Annotated in this window: 11 protein-coding genes; 5 read left to right on the top strand and 6 right to left on the bottom strand. The window is 60.6% G+C overall.

The window, feature by feature from the left end:
- Window positions 1-93: 93 nt before the first annotated feature.
- The 3 genes from SMC1_RS01365 to SMC1_RS01375 all read left to right on the top strand — a co-directional run bounded on the left by SMC1_RS01365 (window position 94) and on the right by SMC1_RS01375 (window position 2,688).
- On the top strand, window positions 94-498 hold the full coding sequence (locus SMC1_RS01365) for a hypothetical protein (protein ID WP_119085025.1): 405 nt from the start codon (window positions 94-96) through the stop codon (window positions 496-498).
- A gap of 133 nt (window positions 499-631) precedes the next feature.
- Window positions 632-1,510 carry a cyanophycinase gene (locus tag SMC1_RS01370; protein WP_119085026.1) on the top strand — a complete coding sequence of 293 codons (879 nt, stop codon included), beginning with the start codon at window positions 632-634 and terminating at the stop codon, window positions 1,508-1,510.
- Window positions 1,507-2,688 (top strand): amidohydrolase, encoded by a 1,182-nt coding sequence (locus tag SMC1_RS01375; RefSeq protein ID WP_119085027.1) that lies wholly within the window; start codon window positions 1,507-1,509, stop codon window positions 2,686-2,688. Before SMC1_RS01370 ends, SMC1_RS01375 begins: the two co-directional genes overlap by 4 nt.
- An 88-nt stretch (window positions 2,689-2,776) precedes the next feature.
- Here SMC1_RS01375 and SMC1_RS01380 read toward each other — a convergent pair whose 3' ends face one another.
- From SMC1_RS01380 to SMC1_RS01390, 3 genes are all read right to left on the bottom strand, one after another.
- Window positions 2,777-3,742 carry an ABC transporter permease gene (locus SMC1_RS01380; RefSeq protein ID WP_207799259.1) on the bottom strand — a complete coding sequence of 322 codons (966 nt, stop codon included), beginning with the start codon at window positions 3,740-3,742 and terminating at the stop codon, window positions 2,777-2,779.
- Between the two features lie 9 nt (window positions 3,743-3,751).
- Complete coding sequence (locus SMC1_RS01385) at window positions 3,752-4,771, bottom strand: ABC transporter permease (RefSeq protein WP_119085028.1); 1,020 nt, start codon at window positions 4,769-4,771, stop codon at window positions 3,752-3,754.
- 96 nt (window positions 4,772-4,867) lie between these two features.
- The gene (locus SMC1_RS01390; RefSeq protein WP_119085029.1) at window positions 4,868-7,081 is read right to left on the bottom strand and encodes an ABC transporter substrate-binding protein; all 2,214 of its coding nucleotides are present in this window, start codon (window positions 7,079-7,081) and stop codon (window positions 4,868-4,870) included.
- 342 nt (window positions 7,082-7,423) lie between these two features.
- Here SMC1_RS01390 and SMC1_RS01395 point away from each other — a divergent pair, with 342 nt between their 5' ends.
- On the top strand, window positions 7,424-8,905 hold the full coding sequence (locus tag SMC1_RS01395; RefSeq protein WP_165849118.1) for a sensor domain-containing diguanylate cyclase: 1,482 nt from the start codon (window positions 7,424-7,426) through the stop codon (window positions 8,903-8,905).
- Between the two features lie 46 nt (window positions 8,906-8,951).
- Window positions 8,952-9,515: a GNAT family N-acetyltransferase gene (locus SMC1_RS01400; RefSeq protein WP_119085031.1), complete on the top strand. Its 564-nt coding sequence runs from the start codon at window positions 8,952-8,954 to the stop codon at window positions 9,513-9,515.
- Window positions 9,516-9,535: 20 nt separating this feature from the next.
- Here SMC1_RS01400 and SMC1_RS01405 read toward each other — a convergent pair whose 3' ends face one another.
- The 3 genes from SMC1_RS01405 to SMC1_RS01415 form a co-directional block, all read right to left on the bottom strand.
- Window positions 9,536-11,386: a transketolase gene (locus SMC1_RS01405; protein ID WP_320409811.1), complete on the bottom strand. Its 1,851-nt coding sequence runs from the start codon at window positions 11,384-11,386 to the stop codon at window positions 9,536-9,538.
- A gap of 100 nt (window positions 11,387-11,486) precedes the next feature.
- Window positions 11,487-14,051: a cation-translocating P-type ATPase gene (locus SMC1_RS01410; protein WP_119085033.1), complete on the bottom strand. Its 2,565-nt coding sequence runs from the start codon at window positions 14,049-14,051 to the stop codon at window positions 11,487-11,489.
- A gap of 255 nt (window positions 14,052-14,306) precedes the next feature.
- Window positions 14,307-15,116, bottom strand: a complete 810-nt coding sequence (locus tag SMC1_RS01415) for a hypothetical protein (protein WP_119085034.1) — start codon at window positions 15,114-15,116, stop codon at window positions 14,307-14,309.
- Between the last annotated feature and the right edge of the window lie 86 nt (window positions 15,117-15,202).

Raw genomic sequence — 15,202 nt, forward strand, 5'->3', positions numbered from 1 at the left:
GCGATGATTTAACGTGATGCAACTCGGCTGTGGCATGAGCCGTATGCTGCGCTATACTAAACAAAGTGCCAGTTGGCGCTGAGGAGGTATCACATGGACCCGTTGTGGGTACTCGTCATATTGATCGGCGGCGCATCGTTGTGCGTTGCAGGCGCTTTTATCTTCATAGCTGTCAAGGTAGCGAGCGTGGTGCGTCAGGTTGCTCCCAAGGTGACCGAGATGCAGGAACAGGTGACTGCTGCCAGTGTCGAGATTGGCAAGGTCTCCGAAGCTATCCAGTCTGCTGAAGCGCAGTTCAACCATCTTGCCGACAAGGCCTCCATAGCCTCCCACCGAGTAGCGAAGGTCGTGGACGTGGTGCCGCGCGTCATGCACAAGGTCCGCGACGCCGATATCAAGGCGCAGGCAACCGTGCGCGCCGTAGGGATCGTGGCTGCCAAAGCGATCAAGGATGTCCGTGAGCGATCCTTGTCTTCGCATGAGGTCATACTGAAATAGGTTTCCTATCTTGTAACACAACTGGGTAATTCCTCTGGTACATCATGTTGAGGGGCGTGCCCAGGCACCTTGCAGTGCCCAGGTGGTGTCGCTTCACTGCATATGAGCCTGTCGGGCTGAGGGGAGAAAAGACGTGAGTGACAACGAAGCTGAGGGGCGCGCTGGTCCGGCCGGAAGCCTGTTCATCATCGGAGGTGGGCTGCGACCTGTGTCTATGATGCGTGCGTACATTGATCTGTGCGGGGGAGCTGATGCTCCAGTCGTCATTGTTCCGTTTGCCAGCACAACACCAGTGGAGCAGGGCGAACGCATGAAACAGGAACTGCGGAGTCTAGGGTGCACGCACGCGACTATTCTGGATTGTACCCTTGCATCATCTTCTGTGGGCGAGGTGCGCTCAGCGGCCGGCATCTATTTCACCGGCGGCGACCAGAGCCGTCTGCGCGATTGCCTGGCGGGGACGCCCACGCTGGCTGCTATCCGGGAAGCGTATGAACGGGGTGCTGCCATCGGGGGCACCAGCGCGGGGGCTGCGGTGATGAGCCGGGTCATGCTGAGTGGCAACGAACTACTGAACCCCGGCATCGTGAGCCCCGAAGAGGGAGACAACACCGAAGCCTTTTCACGGATTCAGCAAGGGAACATCGAAACGACGGAAGGGTTCGGCTTTCTTGAGGGCTGTGTTGTCGACCAGCATTTCGTTCGGCGCAAGCGTGAGAACCGCCTGATCAGCGTCATACTCGAGCATCCACGGCTACTGGGGATTGGTATCGACGAGTCGACGGCGATCGTTGTCTCGGCTGGAGGCTTCGACGTGCTGGGGGAAAGCTGTGTCATTGTGCTGGACGCTGCCCACACGACGGACATGGGCGTCGGTCGAGGCGGCAGCCTGAGGTGCGTCGGACTGATGATGCACGTGCTGACTGAGGGTCAGCGTTTTGATCTTGCCACGCGAACGGTTATGCCGTCCACGCGACCACAATTCGCGTCTGGTGAAGGAGGAGCGATATGAAGGATACAGTCCTGTGCGCGGCTGACGAGGCCCGGCACGAACTACTGGAGCTGAGTCACCGAATCCATGATGACCCCGAGCTGGGCATGCAGGAGCACCACGCCGTTCAGTGGCAGTCTGAGGTGCTGCGACATCACGGTTTTGAAGTCCAGACGCCATATGGTGGTCTCGACACTGCGTACCGTGCGACGTTCCATGGCAAGTCCGCCGCAGGGCCACACGTCGCGTTCCTTGCTGAATACGATGCCCTGCGCGGTGTCGGGCACGGCTGCGGGCACAACGTCATTGCAGCGTCTTCCGTGGGTGCCGGCATCGCGCTGGCGTCTGTCATGGACCAGATGGGCGGCGACGTCGTGGTCATCGGGACTCCGGCCGAGGAGACCGTCGGCGGCAAGATCATCCTGGCCGAGCACGGCGCGTTCGATGACATCGATTTTGCTCTCATGATGCATCCCGCGACCACCAATCTGGTCAAGAGAGGTGGACGAGCGGCAGTTGCCATCAACATCGCCTATGATGGACGCGGAGCGCACTCTGCCGGTCCGCAGGACGGCGTGAATGCTCTGACCTCGCTGATCGCAGCGTTCAATGGCATCGATGCAGTCAGGCAGGCGTGGGCTCTGACGGAGCGGCCGACGATCAACGGTATCATCACCGCGGGCGGCAGCGCCTCCAACATTATCTGTGACCACGCAGTAGCTGAGTTCACGGCCAGAGCGGATTCACGGCGGTTCCTGAAGAAGATGATCGAGGACGTGCGCCGTGCCGCAGAGGCAGGAGCGCTGATCACTGGCGCGAAGCTGACCTTCACGACGGATCTCATCTATGCTGAGCGTCACCCGAACCACGTGATGGGCGATACGTTCAAGGCCAACATGGAAAGTCTGGGCGAGCAGATGAACGAGCCGGATCCCGCCATGGCGACCGGCTCATCCGACATCGGCAATGTGTCGCTGCTGGTGCCCAGTATCCACGAGTACCTTTGGATTGCGCCTGAGGGGACGCTGGAACACACGGACGTGTTCTGTACGGCCGCCGCCGGCCCACGAGCGGACGACGTTGTCATCCTCGCGGCAAAAGGACTTGCCATGACCGGATATGATCTCTTGACTGATGCTGACCTGCGTCAGCGGGTGAGGGCAGAGTTCACTGCCTCGGGCTTGCCGGACCGCGGGTAATCGTTTCTGATTCAGCAGGAGCATGGACAGGGATCGGTGCTGCGATGAGCGCCGGTTCCTGTCTCACAATGATGTCCTATATGTGTGACTACAGCTTCAGGCGTGGGTCCAGTGCATCACGCAGGCCGTCGCCCAGGAAGTTGAACCCCAGCACGGTGACGAAGATGGCCAGGCCTGGCCACCAGATCAGCCACGGAGCAGAAAACATGTAGTTCTGCGAGTTGGTGAGCATGTTGCCCCAGCTCGGAATGGGTTGTGGGATTCCCAGGCCAAGGAAGCTGAGTGACGCCTCGTGGATGATGGTGCCGCTGATGGACATTGAGAAACTGACGATGATGGGCGCCATCGTGTTTGGCAGCAGGTGGTTGAACATGATGCGCCAGCCCGAGGCGCCGATCGCGCGGGCGGATTCGACGTACTCCTGTTCTTTGAGTGACAGCACCTGACCACGGACCAGTCGAGCACTGCTCATCCATCCAAAGGTGACGATGACCAGGATCAGCTGGAAGACGCCGCCCTTCAGGATAGCTGACAGGATGACCATGAGGACAAGGGATGGGATACAGAGCATCATGTCGGTGAAGCGCATGACAACAATGTCGACCCATCCGCCGAAGTAGCCGGAGATAAGGCCCACGATCGTGCCGATCACGATGCAGAGGAAACTCGCGACGATACCGATGAACAGTGAGACGCGGGCACCGTACAGCAACCGGGACCATGCATCGCGTGCGAGTTCGTCGGTACCAAGAGGGTGGCTTCGCATGGGAGGCATAAGCTCAGGGCGGCCGATTTCAACGGGTGCCTCGTTGACATTGAGCATGTGGTATGGATCATTGCCCATCGAGAGCGGTTTGGCAAGAACGGCCATGAGTACGACCAGGATGACGATCACCAGACCGGCAATGGCCATTTTGTTGCGGCGCAGACGACGGAAGACGGCCGACCACATCGATGCCGACTGGGTCGTCGTACTCTGCAGAAATTCATCGTTCATGGGTTCGAGGGAGGAGGGTTCGGGCATGGTGACATTCTTGTTCATTTCGTCAGCCATGGCAGTTCCTTAACTGTACCGGATGCGCGGATCGACCACCGCGTACAGGATGTCGGCCAGCAGACTGCCGGACATCACGAGGATCGCGTCCATCATGACGATGGCCATGCCGACGAAGATGTCGTTGCCCAGCACCGCCTGGATCGTGAGGCGACCCATGCCGTCCAGGCTGTACACCTGTTCCGTGATCATGGCACCTGCCAGCAACGACGGCAAGGACAGACCGATGAGCGTAATGATGGGCGTCATGGCGTTACGTAGCGCATGCTTGAACAGGATGGTGCGTTCGGGGGCTCCCTTGGCGCGCGCGGTCCGGATGTAGTCCTGGCGAATGACCTCCAGCATCGAGCTGCGGACGTACCTCATCCACGAACCGACGTCCATCAGGCTCAGCACGACGACCGGCAGGATAAGGTGCTTTGCCCGGTCAGCAAACTGCATGATCCAGGGCGCGGCGTAGAAGTCGACCTGGCTGCCGTTCACGGTCAGCAGGTCCGTATGCATGCCTCCGATCGGAAGCCAGCCAAGCTTGAGGCCGAACAGAAGCAACAGCATCAGGCCGAACCAGAATGCCGGCATCGACATCCCGAAGAAGGCGAAGAATGTGCCAATGTAGTCACCGATACTGTACTGGCGGATGGCGGAGTAGATGCCAATGGGCAGGGCGATGACAAACGCGAAGACCAGGGCCGAGATGCCCAGGGTCAGCGTCATTGGGATCTTCTGCAGGATGAGGGCGCGTGCCGTCTGACCGGGCGCCAGGATCGAGAATCCCCACCCGTTGCCGTGACTTGGGACAAAGGTGCTCGTGACAAACTCCTTGACCCAGTAAAAGTACCGGACCAGGAATGGCTTGTCCCAGTTCCACTGATGCATCAGGCGGGCTACGTCCTCAGCCTTGATGTGTGGGTTGAGGAGGAGTTGGTGGAATGGGTCTCCCTGCAGTGTGAGCAGCCAGAAGGTAATGAAAGAGATCCCGACAAACAGTGGGATAAGTTGCAGCACTCGCCGCGTGATGAAGTTTCGCACTTCCACCTCCCAAAAAGGCAGACGTTCCCAGGTTGCAGTATGCAACCTGGGAACGCAGATTTCTAGCCGATACTTACTGAAACTCCTAGCGCGGGACTACTTACGCCACCAGTACCGCAGGTTCCAGGTGTAGGAAGCAGTACCGGAATCGGTGGAATAGTCGGTACCCCCGATCGTCTTGCGTTCGACGCGCACGTCGGTCTCCCATGTGAGAAGAATCCAGGGGACGGTCTTGTTGATGATGCGTTGAGCATCGTAGAAAGCAGCAGTACGCTTCGCAGTGTCGACGGTCGTGACGGTTGTCGTCATCGCCTTGTCGAGTGCGGCGTCCTTGAAGCGGGACCGGTTTGTGCCTACCCAGCCGTTGGCTTCAGTGGGGATTTGCGAAGAATGCCACCTGCTGTAGGCAACGGGCTGTCCGGGGTCATCTGACGTGGACGCCATGCCCATGTCGAATTCACCCTTGGGCAGGATGTCACCGAAGAACTTGTCGGATGCCATGGGCTTGAACTCCGTCTCGACGCCAATGGCCTTCCAGTATGCCTGGATGACGGGGAACTCGCGAGCGCGGACGGCTGATGTCGTCGTTGAGATGACGAAGTGCAGTTTGTTGCCCTTGGGATCGCGGCGGATGCCGTCTGCGCCCTTCTTGTAGCCGACAGCGTCAAGCAGCTGGTTGGCCTTCGTTGGGTTGTAGGCATACAGATCGAGCCCTGTCTTCAGCTCGAAGGGGTTGTTGATGGGGACGATATTGGTCGAGGGGACGCGGAAACTGCGGAACACACGACGGTTGAGCTCATCGCGGTCGATCGCCATCTGCAGAGCCTGGCGCACGCGCACATCCTGTGCAGCTTGCGAGACGTCCATGTTGATTTCGAGGTGCTCAGTGTATGCCGAAGTAATATACTGGACGAAGAACGTGCTGCCCGCGCGCTCGCGCAGGACGTTGGCCTGGTCGGGGTCGTCAAGGCCCATGCCGGGAACGGAAACGTCCAGTTTGCCTGCCATGAAGTTGGCGAGCATCGTGTTCGAATCCGGGATGATCCAGAACGTCACCGTGTCGAAGTTGGCGCGACCGGCGAAATACAGGGGATTGGCCTTGAGACGGATGTAGTTGTTGGGTTCCCACGCATCCAGCATGTACGGACCGCAGTAGGTGGGTTTCTGGTTGAAGGAGCTGGAGTTGATGTCCGCGGGGTTCTTCTTGTAGGCTGCTTCCAGAAGGTGAGCTGGATAGAGGTTAAACAGTCCATAGTTGGCCAGCGGGTACAACTTCTTGTAGTAGACGACAATCTTGGTGGGATCGCTGTCGTCGATCTTCGAGATCATGTCTTCGACGTAACGGCTGATGACGTTGATCTTGTCGTTCTCTACCATCTCCCAGCTGAACTTGAAGTCGTGGGAGGTCACGGCGACGCCGTCAGACCACTTGAGGCCGGGGCGCAGGCGGAACGTAACGATCATGGTACCGGTGGCTTCGTTGACCTTCCACAGTCCGTTTGCAACTGACGGGACTTCACGGGCCATCGATGGATACAGGGCACCGTTGGGGGTCTGTATGACGAGTTGGTCCTCCATGCTCGCAGTGACGACATACGAAGCTGTCATCAACGTGAGCAAGGGGTTGAACAACGAATCAGGGTTCTCTGTGAGGGCCATGCTCAGGTTGCCACCCTGTTTCGGCGGGAAGAGTGACATGTAGATGCCATGAGCGCACTCCGCGCGTGTCGCAGAGCTGACCGGGTTGATGTTGCGCTTGACGTCCCAGACTAGGAACTGGGCTGCAGGGCTGACAGCATATGCCAGGTGAGGCAGGGCGTATGCGCCGACTGACGCCTCGTCATTAGAGAAGACGGCTTTGACAGGGGCCGAAAGTGCGGTCTGTTCCTTGCCGGCTGCACGGACGAGCAGGACAGCCATGTCCTGACGCTTGATCTGGGCAGCGGGGGCGTACTTCCCGCCACCGATGCCCTTGATGTAGCCGGCCTTGACGGCGCCTTCGACATAGCCGTATGACCAGCTGGATGCTGCAACATCGGTGAACGTGGGCCTGGAGGGCTTCACCAGGGCGAGACCCTTGGCGATAACGATCATCTTGGCAAACTCTTCGCGGGTGACCTTGCCCTCGGGCTTGAAGGTCCCATCGGGGTAACCGGCGAGAACTTTCTTCGCGGCCAGGGCGGTGATCTCATCAAATGCCCAGTACGAGGCGGCAACGTCTTTGAATCCGGCTGCACGCGCGGCAGCAAATGGTGCGAACATGGTGGCCAGCAGCGCAATGGCCAGTGCCAGTGAACAGAATCTCTTCATGTGTACTCTCCTTTATCCAGAATCGAGTTTCCTGACGTGAGAACGCTCCTGACTACAGTTCCCTTATTTCGCGGTCATTTCACCTCTCCCATGTCGCATCTACCGGGTTGTTCCCAGGACAGCAGCTGACGCGGTGCCTTTCAGGGGCATCTCACCCTGACCACCTTGGTAGTGCAGCCCTTAGCCAGAATGCTAGCGTGTTCGCAATGCCTGTCAAGAATCAGGAGCAGTGGACATGGACTGTAATGTCTCTTTGGAGCAATGCCCCGAATTTCCGGAGGTCGTTCGGGGACAGGTGAGGTTGTTGCAGTCGGACCGGGGGCAACTACAATAGGTTTACATATGAACAACACTACGCTGATCCGGACCGATGAACTGGAGCGGATACTGCTGGAAACGACGCCGCGAAAAGCGGTTCAGCGGGCTGTGGATCTCATCGCCCAGTCGATACTATCCGCCTCGGTGACGGTCATGGGCGTGGACATCGATCAGCGGGTGCACTTCGACGCTGCCAACGGCATCCCGTGGAGCGTGCTTCGGAAGGTCGAGGCCAGCTTCAACCAGGAACTGCCACGGAACATCATGGGCATCATCCGTGGGCGTGAGACGTGCTTCATCGAGGATGTTGGGGCGTACCCCGACTGGAGGAGGAGGGCGGCCAGCGACATCGTCAGCTATGTTGGCTTTCCTATTATCATTGACCGGCGCGTGGTCAGCATCATCAACGTACAGACGTCACGCCAAAGGCTGAAGCCTGAGGATGTCGACGCCCTGCGGCCCCTCATTCACCTCATTAGCCTGATTATTGCCCGGTACCTGAAGGAACAGCAGTCCGCGAACCGCGAGAACTTCCTGTCCTTGCTGCACGAGACGACGCTCGATGGCGTTCGCGCGGCAAGCGCGGTGGAATTCATGAACACAGTCGTCAAGCGCATCGCGCGGCGCCTTGGCTACCAGTACATCGCGCTCTTCCTGTACGACGACGAGACAGAGTCCCTCATCCTGCGAGCGCAGAAAGGATACACGAGCGAGTACGATGGGCTTGCATTGTGCGTCCATGACCATGTAGGCGTGGTCGTACGGGCGTTCCGTCTACGGCATACGGTCAACGTCTCCGATGTGAGTGCCTCCTCGTTCTACCTGCGCGGCGTACCGGGCGGGCGCTCTGACTTGGCTCTCCCATTGATGGTGGGAGGCAAGGTTATCGGTGTCCTGAACCTCGAAAGCAAGAAGGCCGCGGCGTTCTCCCGCGAGGACGTCCGCAACTTGACGCCCCTGGCGGCTGGTGTCGGCCTGATGCTCGCAAGCATGCAGATCAAACAGCTACTGCGCGAACAGGCCCTGCTGGACGGCCTTACGGGAGCACACAACCGTCACGCCATGGACGGCATCGTTGTGGAGGAGCTGGAACGGGCCCGGCGGCACGGTCATGATGTGTCGTTTGTCATGCTGGACATCGACGAGTTCAAGTCCATCAACGACCGGCTGGGTCACGCCGAAGGCGACCGGGTCCTCGAGACGCTGGTGACAGTGCTGCGAAAGTCTCTGCGCGCCATCGACAAGGTCATCCGCTATGGCGGGGATGAGTTCCTTCTCGTCCTGCCGGAGACCTCACAGCGGGAGACCGAGCTGCTGCTCGAACGACTGCGTGCGGGCATCGGGACGCAAGTCCTGACAGCAATGGGGGCAGTGCATTGTTCCTCAGGGATCGCTACCGTGCGGGGCGACCCCGAGGAAGGGGACCTGGTGCAGCTTGCAGACAAGCGCATGTACCAGGCCAAGGCCAGGTACCGCGCGCAACTCGAGGAAGACCCGGGCTACTGAGACGACCGTAGTCAAACGGGAAAGCGTACCAGAGAGGAGAGGGAGCATGGACATCCTGCCACATGTGATCGAGGGAAAACTCGTGTTCCTGGCGCCTGAACGACGCGACAACGTTCCGCTGTACTGGAAATGGGCCAACGACCGTGAAGTGACGCGCTTGACGCAAGGGTACGGCAGAGCCCCCAGCCTCGAAGCGATGCAAGCCTCCTACGACAAGTCCGCGGTGGCGGACGACGTCCGGCGGTTCGGCATTCATCTGATGTCAACCGGGGGCCTCATTGGACGATGCGCGCTCAAGAACCTCAACCTCATCGTGGGGAGGGCTGAAGCCAGCATCCTCATCGGGGACGAAAAGCACCGTGGCCACGGGTACGGCACGGAAGCGATGCGCCTCCTATGTACCGTGGGATTCGACATGCTGGAACTGCACACGATCTTCCTGACAGTGCTCGCCTGCAACCCAGGCGCAGTCGCGTCGTACCACAAGGTGGGCTTCAAGGACGCCGGCTGTCTGCGCGAGGCGAGCGCCCGCGACGGGAAGCGTGTCGACATCCTCTACATGGACCTGTTGCGCGGCGATCTGGTGCCAGACGCCAAATCAGGAGCCTGACACCAACACGTGGACAGTCGCTACAGTTCCTTTACCCTGCGGACGATGGCTGCGGCGTCGATGTCTTCGTAGGCCAGCAGTTCCTCTGGCTTGCCGCTCATCGGCAGCTTGCACACCGCAAGTGAGAACACCGGCGTTGCGACGTCGGATAGCGCTGCTGCCACGGCTTCGCCGATACCACCCTCGGCGTAGTGGTCCTCGATGGTGATGACGACTGCGGTCTCGGCTGCTGCCTTGTGCAGTGTCGCCATATCCAGCGGCTTGACGCTGTAGAGGTCGATGACCCGGGCGTTGATGTCCTCTGCAGCCAGCGTGTCAGCAGCCTTGAGTGCTTCATGGAGGGTGATCCCCGCGCCCACTAGAGTTACGCGGTCGTCGTCACTGTGGCGGAGGGTCTTGCTCCCACCGATGGGGAACTCTTCCCCGGTCTCGTAGAGGCGTGGCAGGTCCTGCCGGGTCGTCCGCATGTAACAGATGCCATGATGATCGGCCATCTGCCGGACGAGTGCTGTTGTGGCGGTGTCGTCGGCCGGGTATAGGACGACGCTGCCGACCAGCGTGCGGAACATGGCGATGTCTTCCAGGCCCATCTGTGAAGGGCCGTCCGGCCCGATGGAAACGCCGACGTGTGAACCCACGAACTTGATGTTGCCCCGGTCCATGGCGTACTGTGCCATACGGATCTGGTCGAATGCGCGGGAGAAGAACGCCGCAAACGTCGAGACAAAGGGCATCTTGCCCCGGGTGCTGAATCCCAGTGCTGCAGAGACCATGTTCTGCTCGGCGATGTACATCTCAAAGAACCGTTCAGGATAGGCGTTGCGGAAGGTGGCGGCAAACGTCGAGTTGCTGACCTCGGCGTCCAGCACCACCATGCCGGGGTGTGTCGGCGCGATGTCCACGAGGGCGCGCCCATACGCTTCGCGCGGTGACAGCGCTTTGGCGCTCACAGGCTGGTCAACCGGCACAGGAGCCCACACTGCCGGTACGGCCTGGACTGGTGGTTCGATGGCGCCGTGGAGGTTCAGATCGATTGGTCCCAGTTCGAGGACCGCGCGGTCGAACTCCTCGCGCTTCAGCGTCTTGCCATGCCATCCATCCTGGTTCTCGAGGAACGAGACACCCTTGCCCTTGACGGTCCGGGCGATGAGGACCGTGGGACGACCGCAGGCGTGGTCGATCTCACCATAGGCCGCCTGGACCGCGTCGATGTTGTGCCCGTCCTCGAGGACGATCGTGTGCCAGCCGAAGGCGGCGAAGCGCGCTTCGTACGTTTCCAGCTCCCAGTCCAGCATGGTTTCGCCGCGCTGGCCCAGCCGGTTGACGTCCAGGATGCCCACCAGGTTGTCCAGTTGATACTGTGACGCCAGCTCCGCAGCTTCCCAGACCGAGCCTTCGGCGACTTCGCTGTCGCCCATGAGAACATAGGTGTTGTACGGCAGCTTGTCGACGTATCGGCCGTTCATGGCGATGCCGACGCCGATGCCCAGCCCTTGGCCGAGCGAGCCGGTCGCCGCTTCGGCGTAAGCGAAGCGCGGGGTCGGGTGTCCTTCGAGGGGTGAGCCCATCCTGCGATACGTGAGCAATTCCTCCTGCGACAGGACGCCCGCAGCTGCGTACAACGCGTAGAACAGCGGCGAGGCGTGCCCCTTGGAGAAGATGATGCGGTCGTTGCATGGGTTCTGCGGGTGGTCCAGGTCGAATCGAAATGTGCCGCCAAAGAACAGGCCGGTCAACAGGTCGGTCGCGGACAGCGAGGACGTCGGATGGCCGGACCCTGCTTCCGTCGTCATGTGCAGGATGTCATAGCGAACTCGTGTTGCAAGCTTTGTAAGTGTCGATGTTGCCATTGTTGCCTCCCGATGAGCGATCGTCTACCTACTATTCTGTGCGGACTGGAAGCGCATGCAACAGCGCCGAGGTGGAGATCTCCCACGCCCCTCCGATGCCGGCAGAACGTTCTTGCTGAGACTAGGCTAGAGCTTTGGGCCTCAGCGCTTTGAAGAGTTCGAACCAAAGGATGGTGCTGGTGCCGACCGCTGCCGAGATGAGGATGTCGATGGGGTGCTGCGCCGCCATCTTGAAGAGGCGCGAGGCAAACGGGACATAGAGGGTGACGGCCAGCACGCTGAGTGCTCCGGCGATGACCCACCACAGCGACTTGTTGGGCGTGCGCAGGGTATGGATGATGCTGTGTGTCCAGGACCTGTTGGTCAGGATGAGCGCCACGTTGGCGAAGATCAGTGTGGTGAATGCCAATCCGCGCGAGTCGGACTCGGTCAGGCCGCGCTCGTAGAAGCCCAGGCCGAAGACGATGAGGACGGCGACGAGGATGCCGAGGCCCTGCAGAAGGCTCGTCAGCACCAGTCTGCTGCTAAACGTCGGCTTCGAAGGGTCACGTGGTGGTCGGTCCATGATGTCGGCCTCCTCCGGTTCGCCTTCGAAGACGATGGAACACGTCGGGTCAATGATGAGTTCCAGGAACACGATGTGCACCGGCTGCAGGATGAGGGGCCAGCGCAGCAGCACAGGAATCAGGCACAGGCCCGCGATCGGGACGTGGACAGCGAGAATGTAGCCCATAGCCTTGCGGATGTTGTCGAAGGTGCGGCGGCCCATGCGCACTGCTGTGACGATACTGTTGAAGTCGTCCTTAAGCAGGACGATGGCGGCGGACTCGCGGGCGACGTCAGTCCCCCGTTCACCCATGGCGATGCCGATATGCGCGTTCTTCAGGGCTGGCGCGTCGTTGACGCCGTCGCCGGTCATGGCGACGATCTCGCCGTTTGCCTTGAGCGCCTGGACCAGGCGGAGCTTCTGCTCAGGGACCATACGAGCAAACACGCTGACGTCGCGGATCTTATTGCTGACCTCTTCTTCGGACATGGCTTCAAGCTCTGGCCCGGTGATGATGCGGTTGGGGTGCTGCAGACCGATTTCTCGCGCGATGGATTGTGCTGTGCCGGGGTAGTCGCCCGTGATCATGACGACGCGCACGCCTGCATGGTGGCACTGTGCGACGGCGGCGGGCACAGTCGCGCGGAGGGGATCGGCGAGACCGATCAGACCAATGAATTTGAAGTCGAAGTCGTGCTGGTTGTCCGGCAGGTCTGCGCTGTCGCAAGAGGCGCGGGCAACTCCCAAGACGCGCAGACCGTCGTTCGCCATGTCCAGAACCTGCTTCATGATCAGTTGCTGCTGTGCCTGTGGCATGTGACACAGGTCAAGAATCGCCTCTGGTGCACCCTTGGCGGCTACGCGGCCATCGCCGGAGTGCATCTGCCACGCGTGCGACAGGGCCAGCAACTGGCGCGAGAGCGGATACTCGCGCTCCAACTGCCAGTCTTCGTGAAGGTGTTCAGTCCCCTTGAGGGCGCCCTGCCCCATGTCCAGGATGGCGCGTTCCATGGGGTCGAAGGGGTCGGCTTCACAGGCCAGGATCGAGTACTCGACCAGTTCATGGAACCGTTCAGGAAGGACTCCGGGCAGTCCTGTCGCGGGGATGTGAACGTACTCTCCAGAGGCTGCCAGTTTGCGGACGGTCATCTTGTTCATCGTCAATGTCCCCGTCTTGTCGACGCACAGGACGGTCGCCGATCCCAGTGTCTCGATGGCCGGCATGCGGCGGGTCAGGACCTGGTTCTGAGACATGCGCCAGGCGCCCATGGCCATAAAGATGGTCAGGACCACGGGGAACTCCTCGGGCAGGACGCCCATGGCCATGGCCAGACCGGACAGGAAGCCTCGTTGCCAGGCGATGGGATTGTTGCCATGGGTTAGGCTGAACACGATTGTGACGATGACGCACATGCCGACACCGGCCAGACCCATGTCGCGGACAAGATTGGCGACCTCGCGCTGGAGGGGTGGCTTCTCGGTGTCCAAGGTCTGAAGCGCCTTGCCGATCTTCCCTATTTCGGTCCGGAGTCCCGTGCCACGCACCTCGGCGACGCCCTGTCCGGAAACGATAAGCGTGCCGGAGTAGACAGTCGGAAGGTCCTCGCCTCCCGGACGCTCCATTTCGGACTTGCCATCCCACTCTGCCTTGCGGACAGGGACAGACTCACCGGTCAGGAGTGATTCGTCGACATGCAGGTTGGTGCACTGCAGTACTACGGCGTCGGCGGGGACGCGGTCGCCCTCCGACAGCATCATGACGTCACCGCGAGCGACGTCGCGGCCGGCGATGCGGATCCACTCACCGTCACGCCTGACCAGGGCGCGCGGGCTGGACAGGTCGCGCAGCGCTTCCAGCGCATTCTGGGTCCTCTTCTCCTGATAGTAGGTGATGCTGATGACGACACCAACGAAACCCAGCAGCATCAGGGCTTCTTCACGGTCACCGAGGATGAGGTACAGCGTGCCGCATGCGAGGAGCAGGAGGAACATCGGTTCCTTGACGATCTCGAGCAGGATGCGAACCCATCCCCGTCTGCTTGCGCTGGGCAATTCGTTGAGCCCTTCGTCCCCCAGGCGCTGTTGTGCCTCTGCGGTTGTCAGACCCCGTGGTTGTTCTGCGTTCGGTGCACTTGTCATGACAGAAACCTCCATACAAATGATGTGGTGGGTTCCCGACCTTGATAAGGATTGACTCTGGCAAGCCCTACGTCCAGCTGCGGTTGCGCAGTGACTGGCAGGCGACCTGTCAGGAACATCATCATGCTAGGGCCAAAGTCCGATGGCGTCAAGATGACGGCAATGCATAACGGCGAATGGGATGAATGCCTGCTCTACAGGCGGCGTCATCGCCAATTATGAAGAAGCTCGTCAGGCAGTGGATAGTCTCGGGCGCTACCTCTGCAGGGTGGGGCGCGTATACGCGACCCTGAAGCCAGCCCTCTCCAGGTTGCGATGAGAGACGCTCCCCGGCGTTGCCAGCACGGAGGCGGTTGTACAGCCGGCGGAAGCTGCTGCTTTCAGGCGCGTCGCGACGAGGCCATTCTGGATGCCTCGTCCGCGGAACGGTAACCTCGTGCTGGAGGAGAAGAGGGCTGCGAGGTGGTTGTGCAGGATCATGGCGCCTCCGCCGGCAGGCTGTCCCCCGACCGTAGCCAGGTAACAGACGACGCCGGGACTGTGTGCGGCGGCACGTGCAAGGACGACATTAGCGTCCGACTCGTCGAGTCCATCGGTCGCCGCAAAACCGGAAGCGACCGCCTGTGCCCATATCTCGGTCTCGTCGGCGGCGATCGTACGGATCTCGACGCCGAGCGGCACGGCAGGCAGGGAATCCTGGGATGGCAGGTCCATACACAGGACATCGAGGAACCGGATGACATGGTAGCCGCGTTCTGCTGCGAGCTCCAGCAGGGAGGGGTCGGCCAGGGGACAGAGGTCGAACTCTGCCGGCATCTCGCGATCGGCGAAGAAGCGTTCAATCTCTTGCATCTGACCGGCGGTGACCGGGGAGTGCAGTCCCATGCCGGCAGCCCTGTTGACAGGGAGATCCGGCGACGTGTAGACACAGACGCCGTCGCCGATTGATTCTGTGGCGGCAGACGGGCTCAGACCCAGTCGCTTGAGCGTCTCGGCATAGTTGACCAGTTCCAGTGTCCACACACCTTCCAACTGAGCGGCAACGTCTTGGTCGACGAACGGCATGATGACCTCCCATCTTCTGCTGCCCGGTCGGCGGGAGCCGACGCTTCACCGCCCGGGCTGGCGGCGTTCACCCCTCGTCAAGGTTG

This window comes from Candidatus Cryosericum septentrionale, from assembly GCF_003570995.1.
Classification (GTDB): domain Bacteria; phylum Caldisericota; class Caldisericia; order Cryosericales; family Cryosericaceae; genus Cryosericum; species Cryosericum septentrionale.

Excerpts from the sequence above, each read along its gene's own strand:
- SMC1_RS01365 (WP_119085025.1), top strand. The coding sequence starts at position 94 with ATGGACCCGTTGTGGGTACTCGTCATATTGATCGGCGGCGCATCGTTG.
- SMC1_RS01375 (WP_119085027.1), top strand. The coding sequence starts at position 1,507 with ATGAAGGATACAGTCCTGTGCGCGGCTGACGAGGCCCGGCACGAACTA.
- SMC1_RS01380 (WP_207799259.1), bottom strand. The coding sequence starts at position 3,742 with ATGGCTGACGAAATGAACAAGAATGTCACCATGCCCGAACCCTCCTCC.
- SMC1_RS01390 (WP_119085029.1), bottom strand. The coding sequence starts at position 7,081 with ATGAAGAGATTCTGTTCACTGGCACTGGCCATTGCGCTGCTGGCCACC.
- SMC1_RS01395 (WP_165849118.1), top strand. The coding sequence starts at position 7,424 with ATGAACAACACTACGCTGATCCGGACCGATGAACTGGAGCGGATACTG.
- SMC1_RS01400 (WP_119085031.1), top strand. The coding sequence starts at position 8,952 with ATGGACATCCTGCCACATGTGATCGAGGGAAAACTCGTGTTCCTGGCG.
- SMC1_RS01410 (WP_119085033.1), bottom strand. The coding sequence starts at position 14,051 with ATGACAAGTGCACCGAACGCAGAACAACCACGGGGTCTGACAACCGCA.
- SMC1_RS01415 (WP_119085034.1), bottom strand. The coding sequence starts at position 15,116 with ATGCCGTTCGTCGACCAAGACGTTGCCGCTCAGTTGGAAGGTGTGTGG.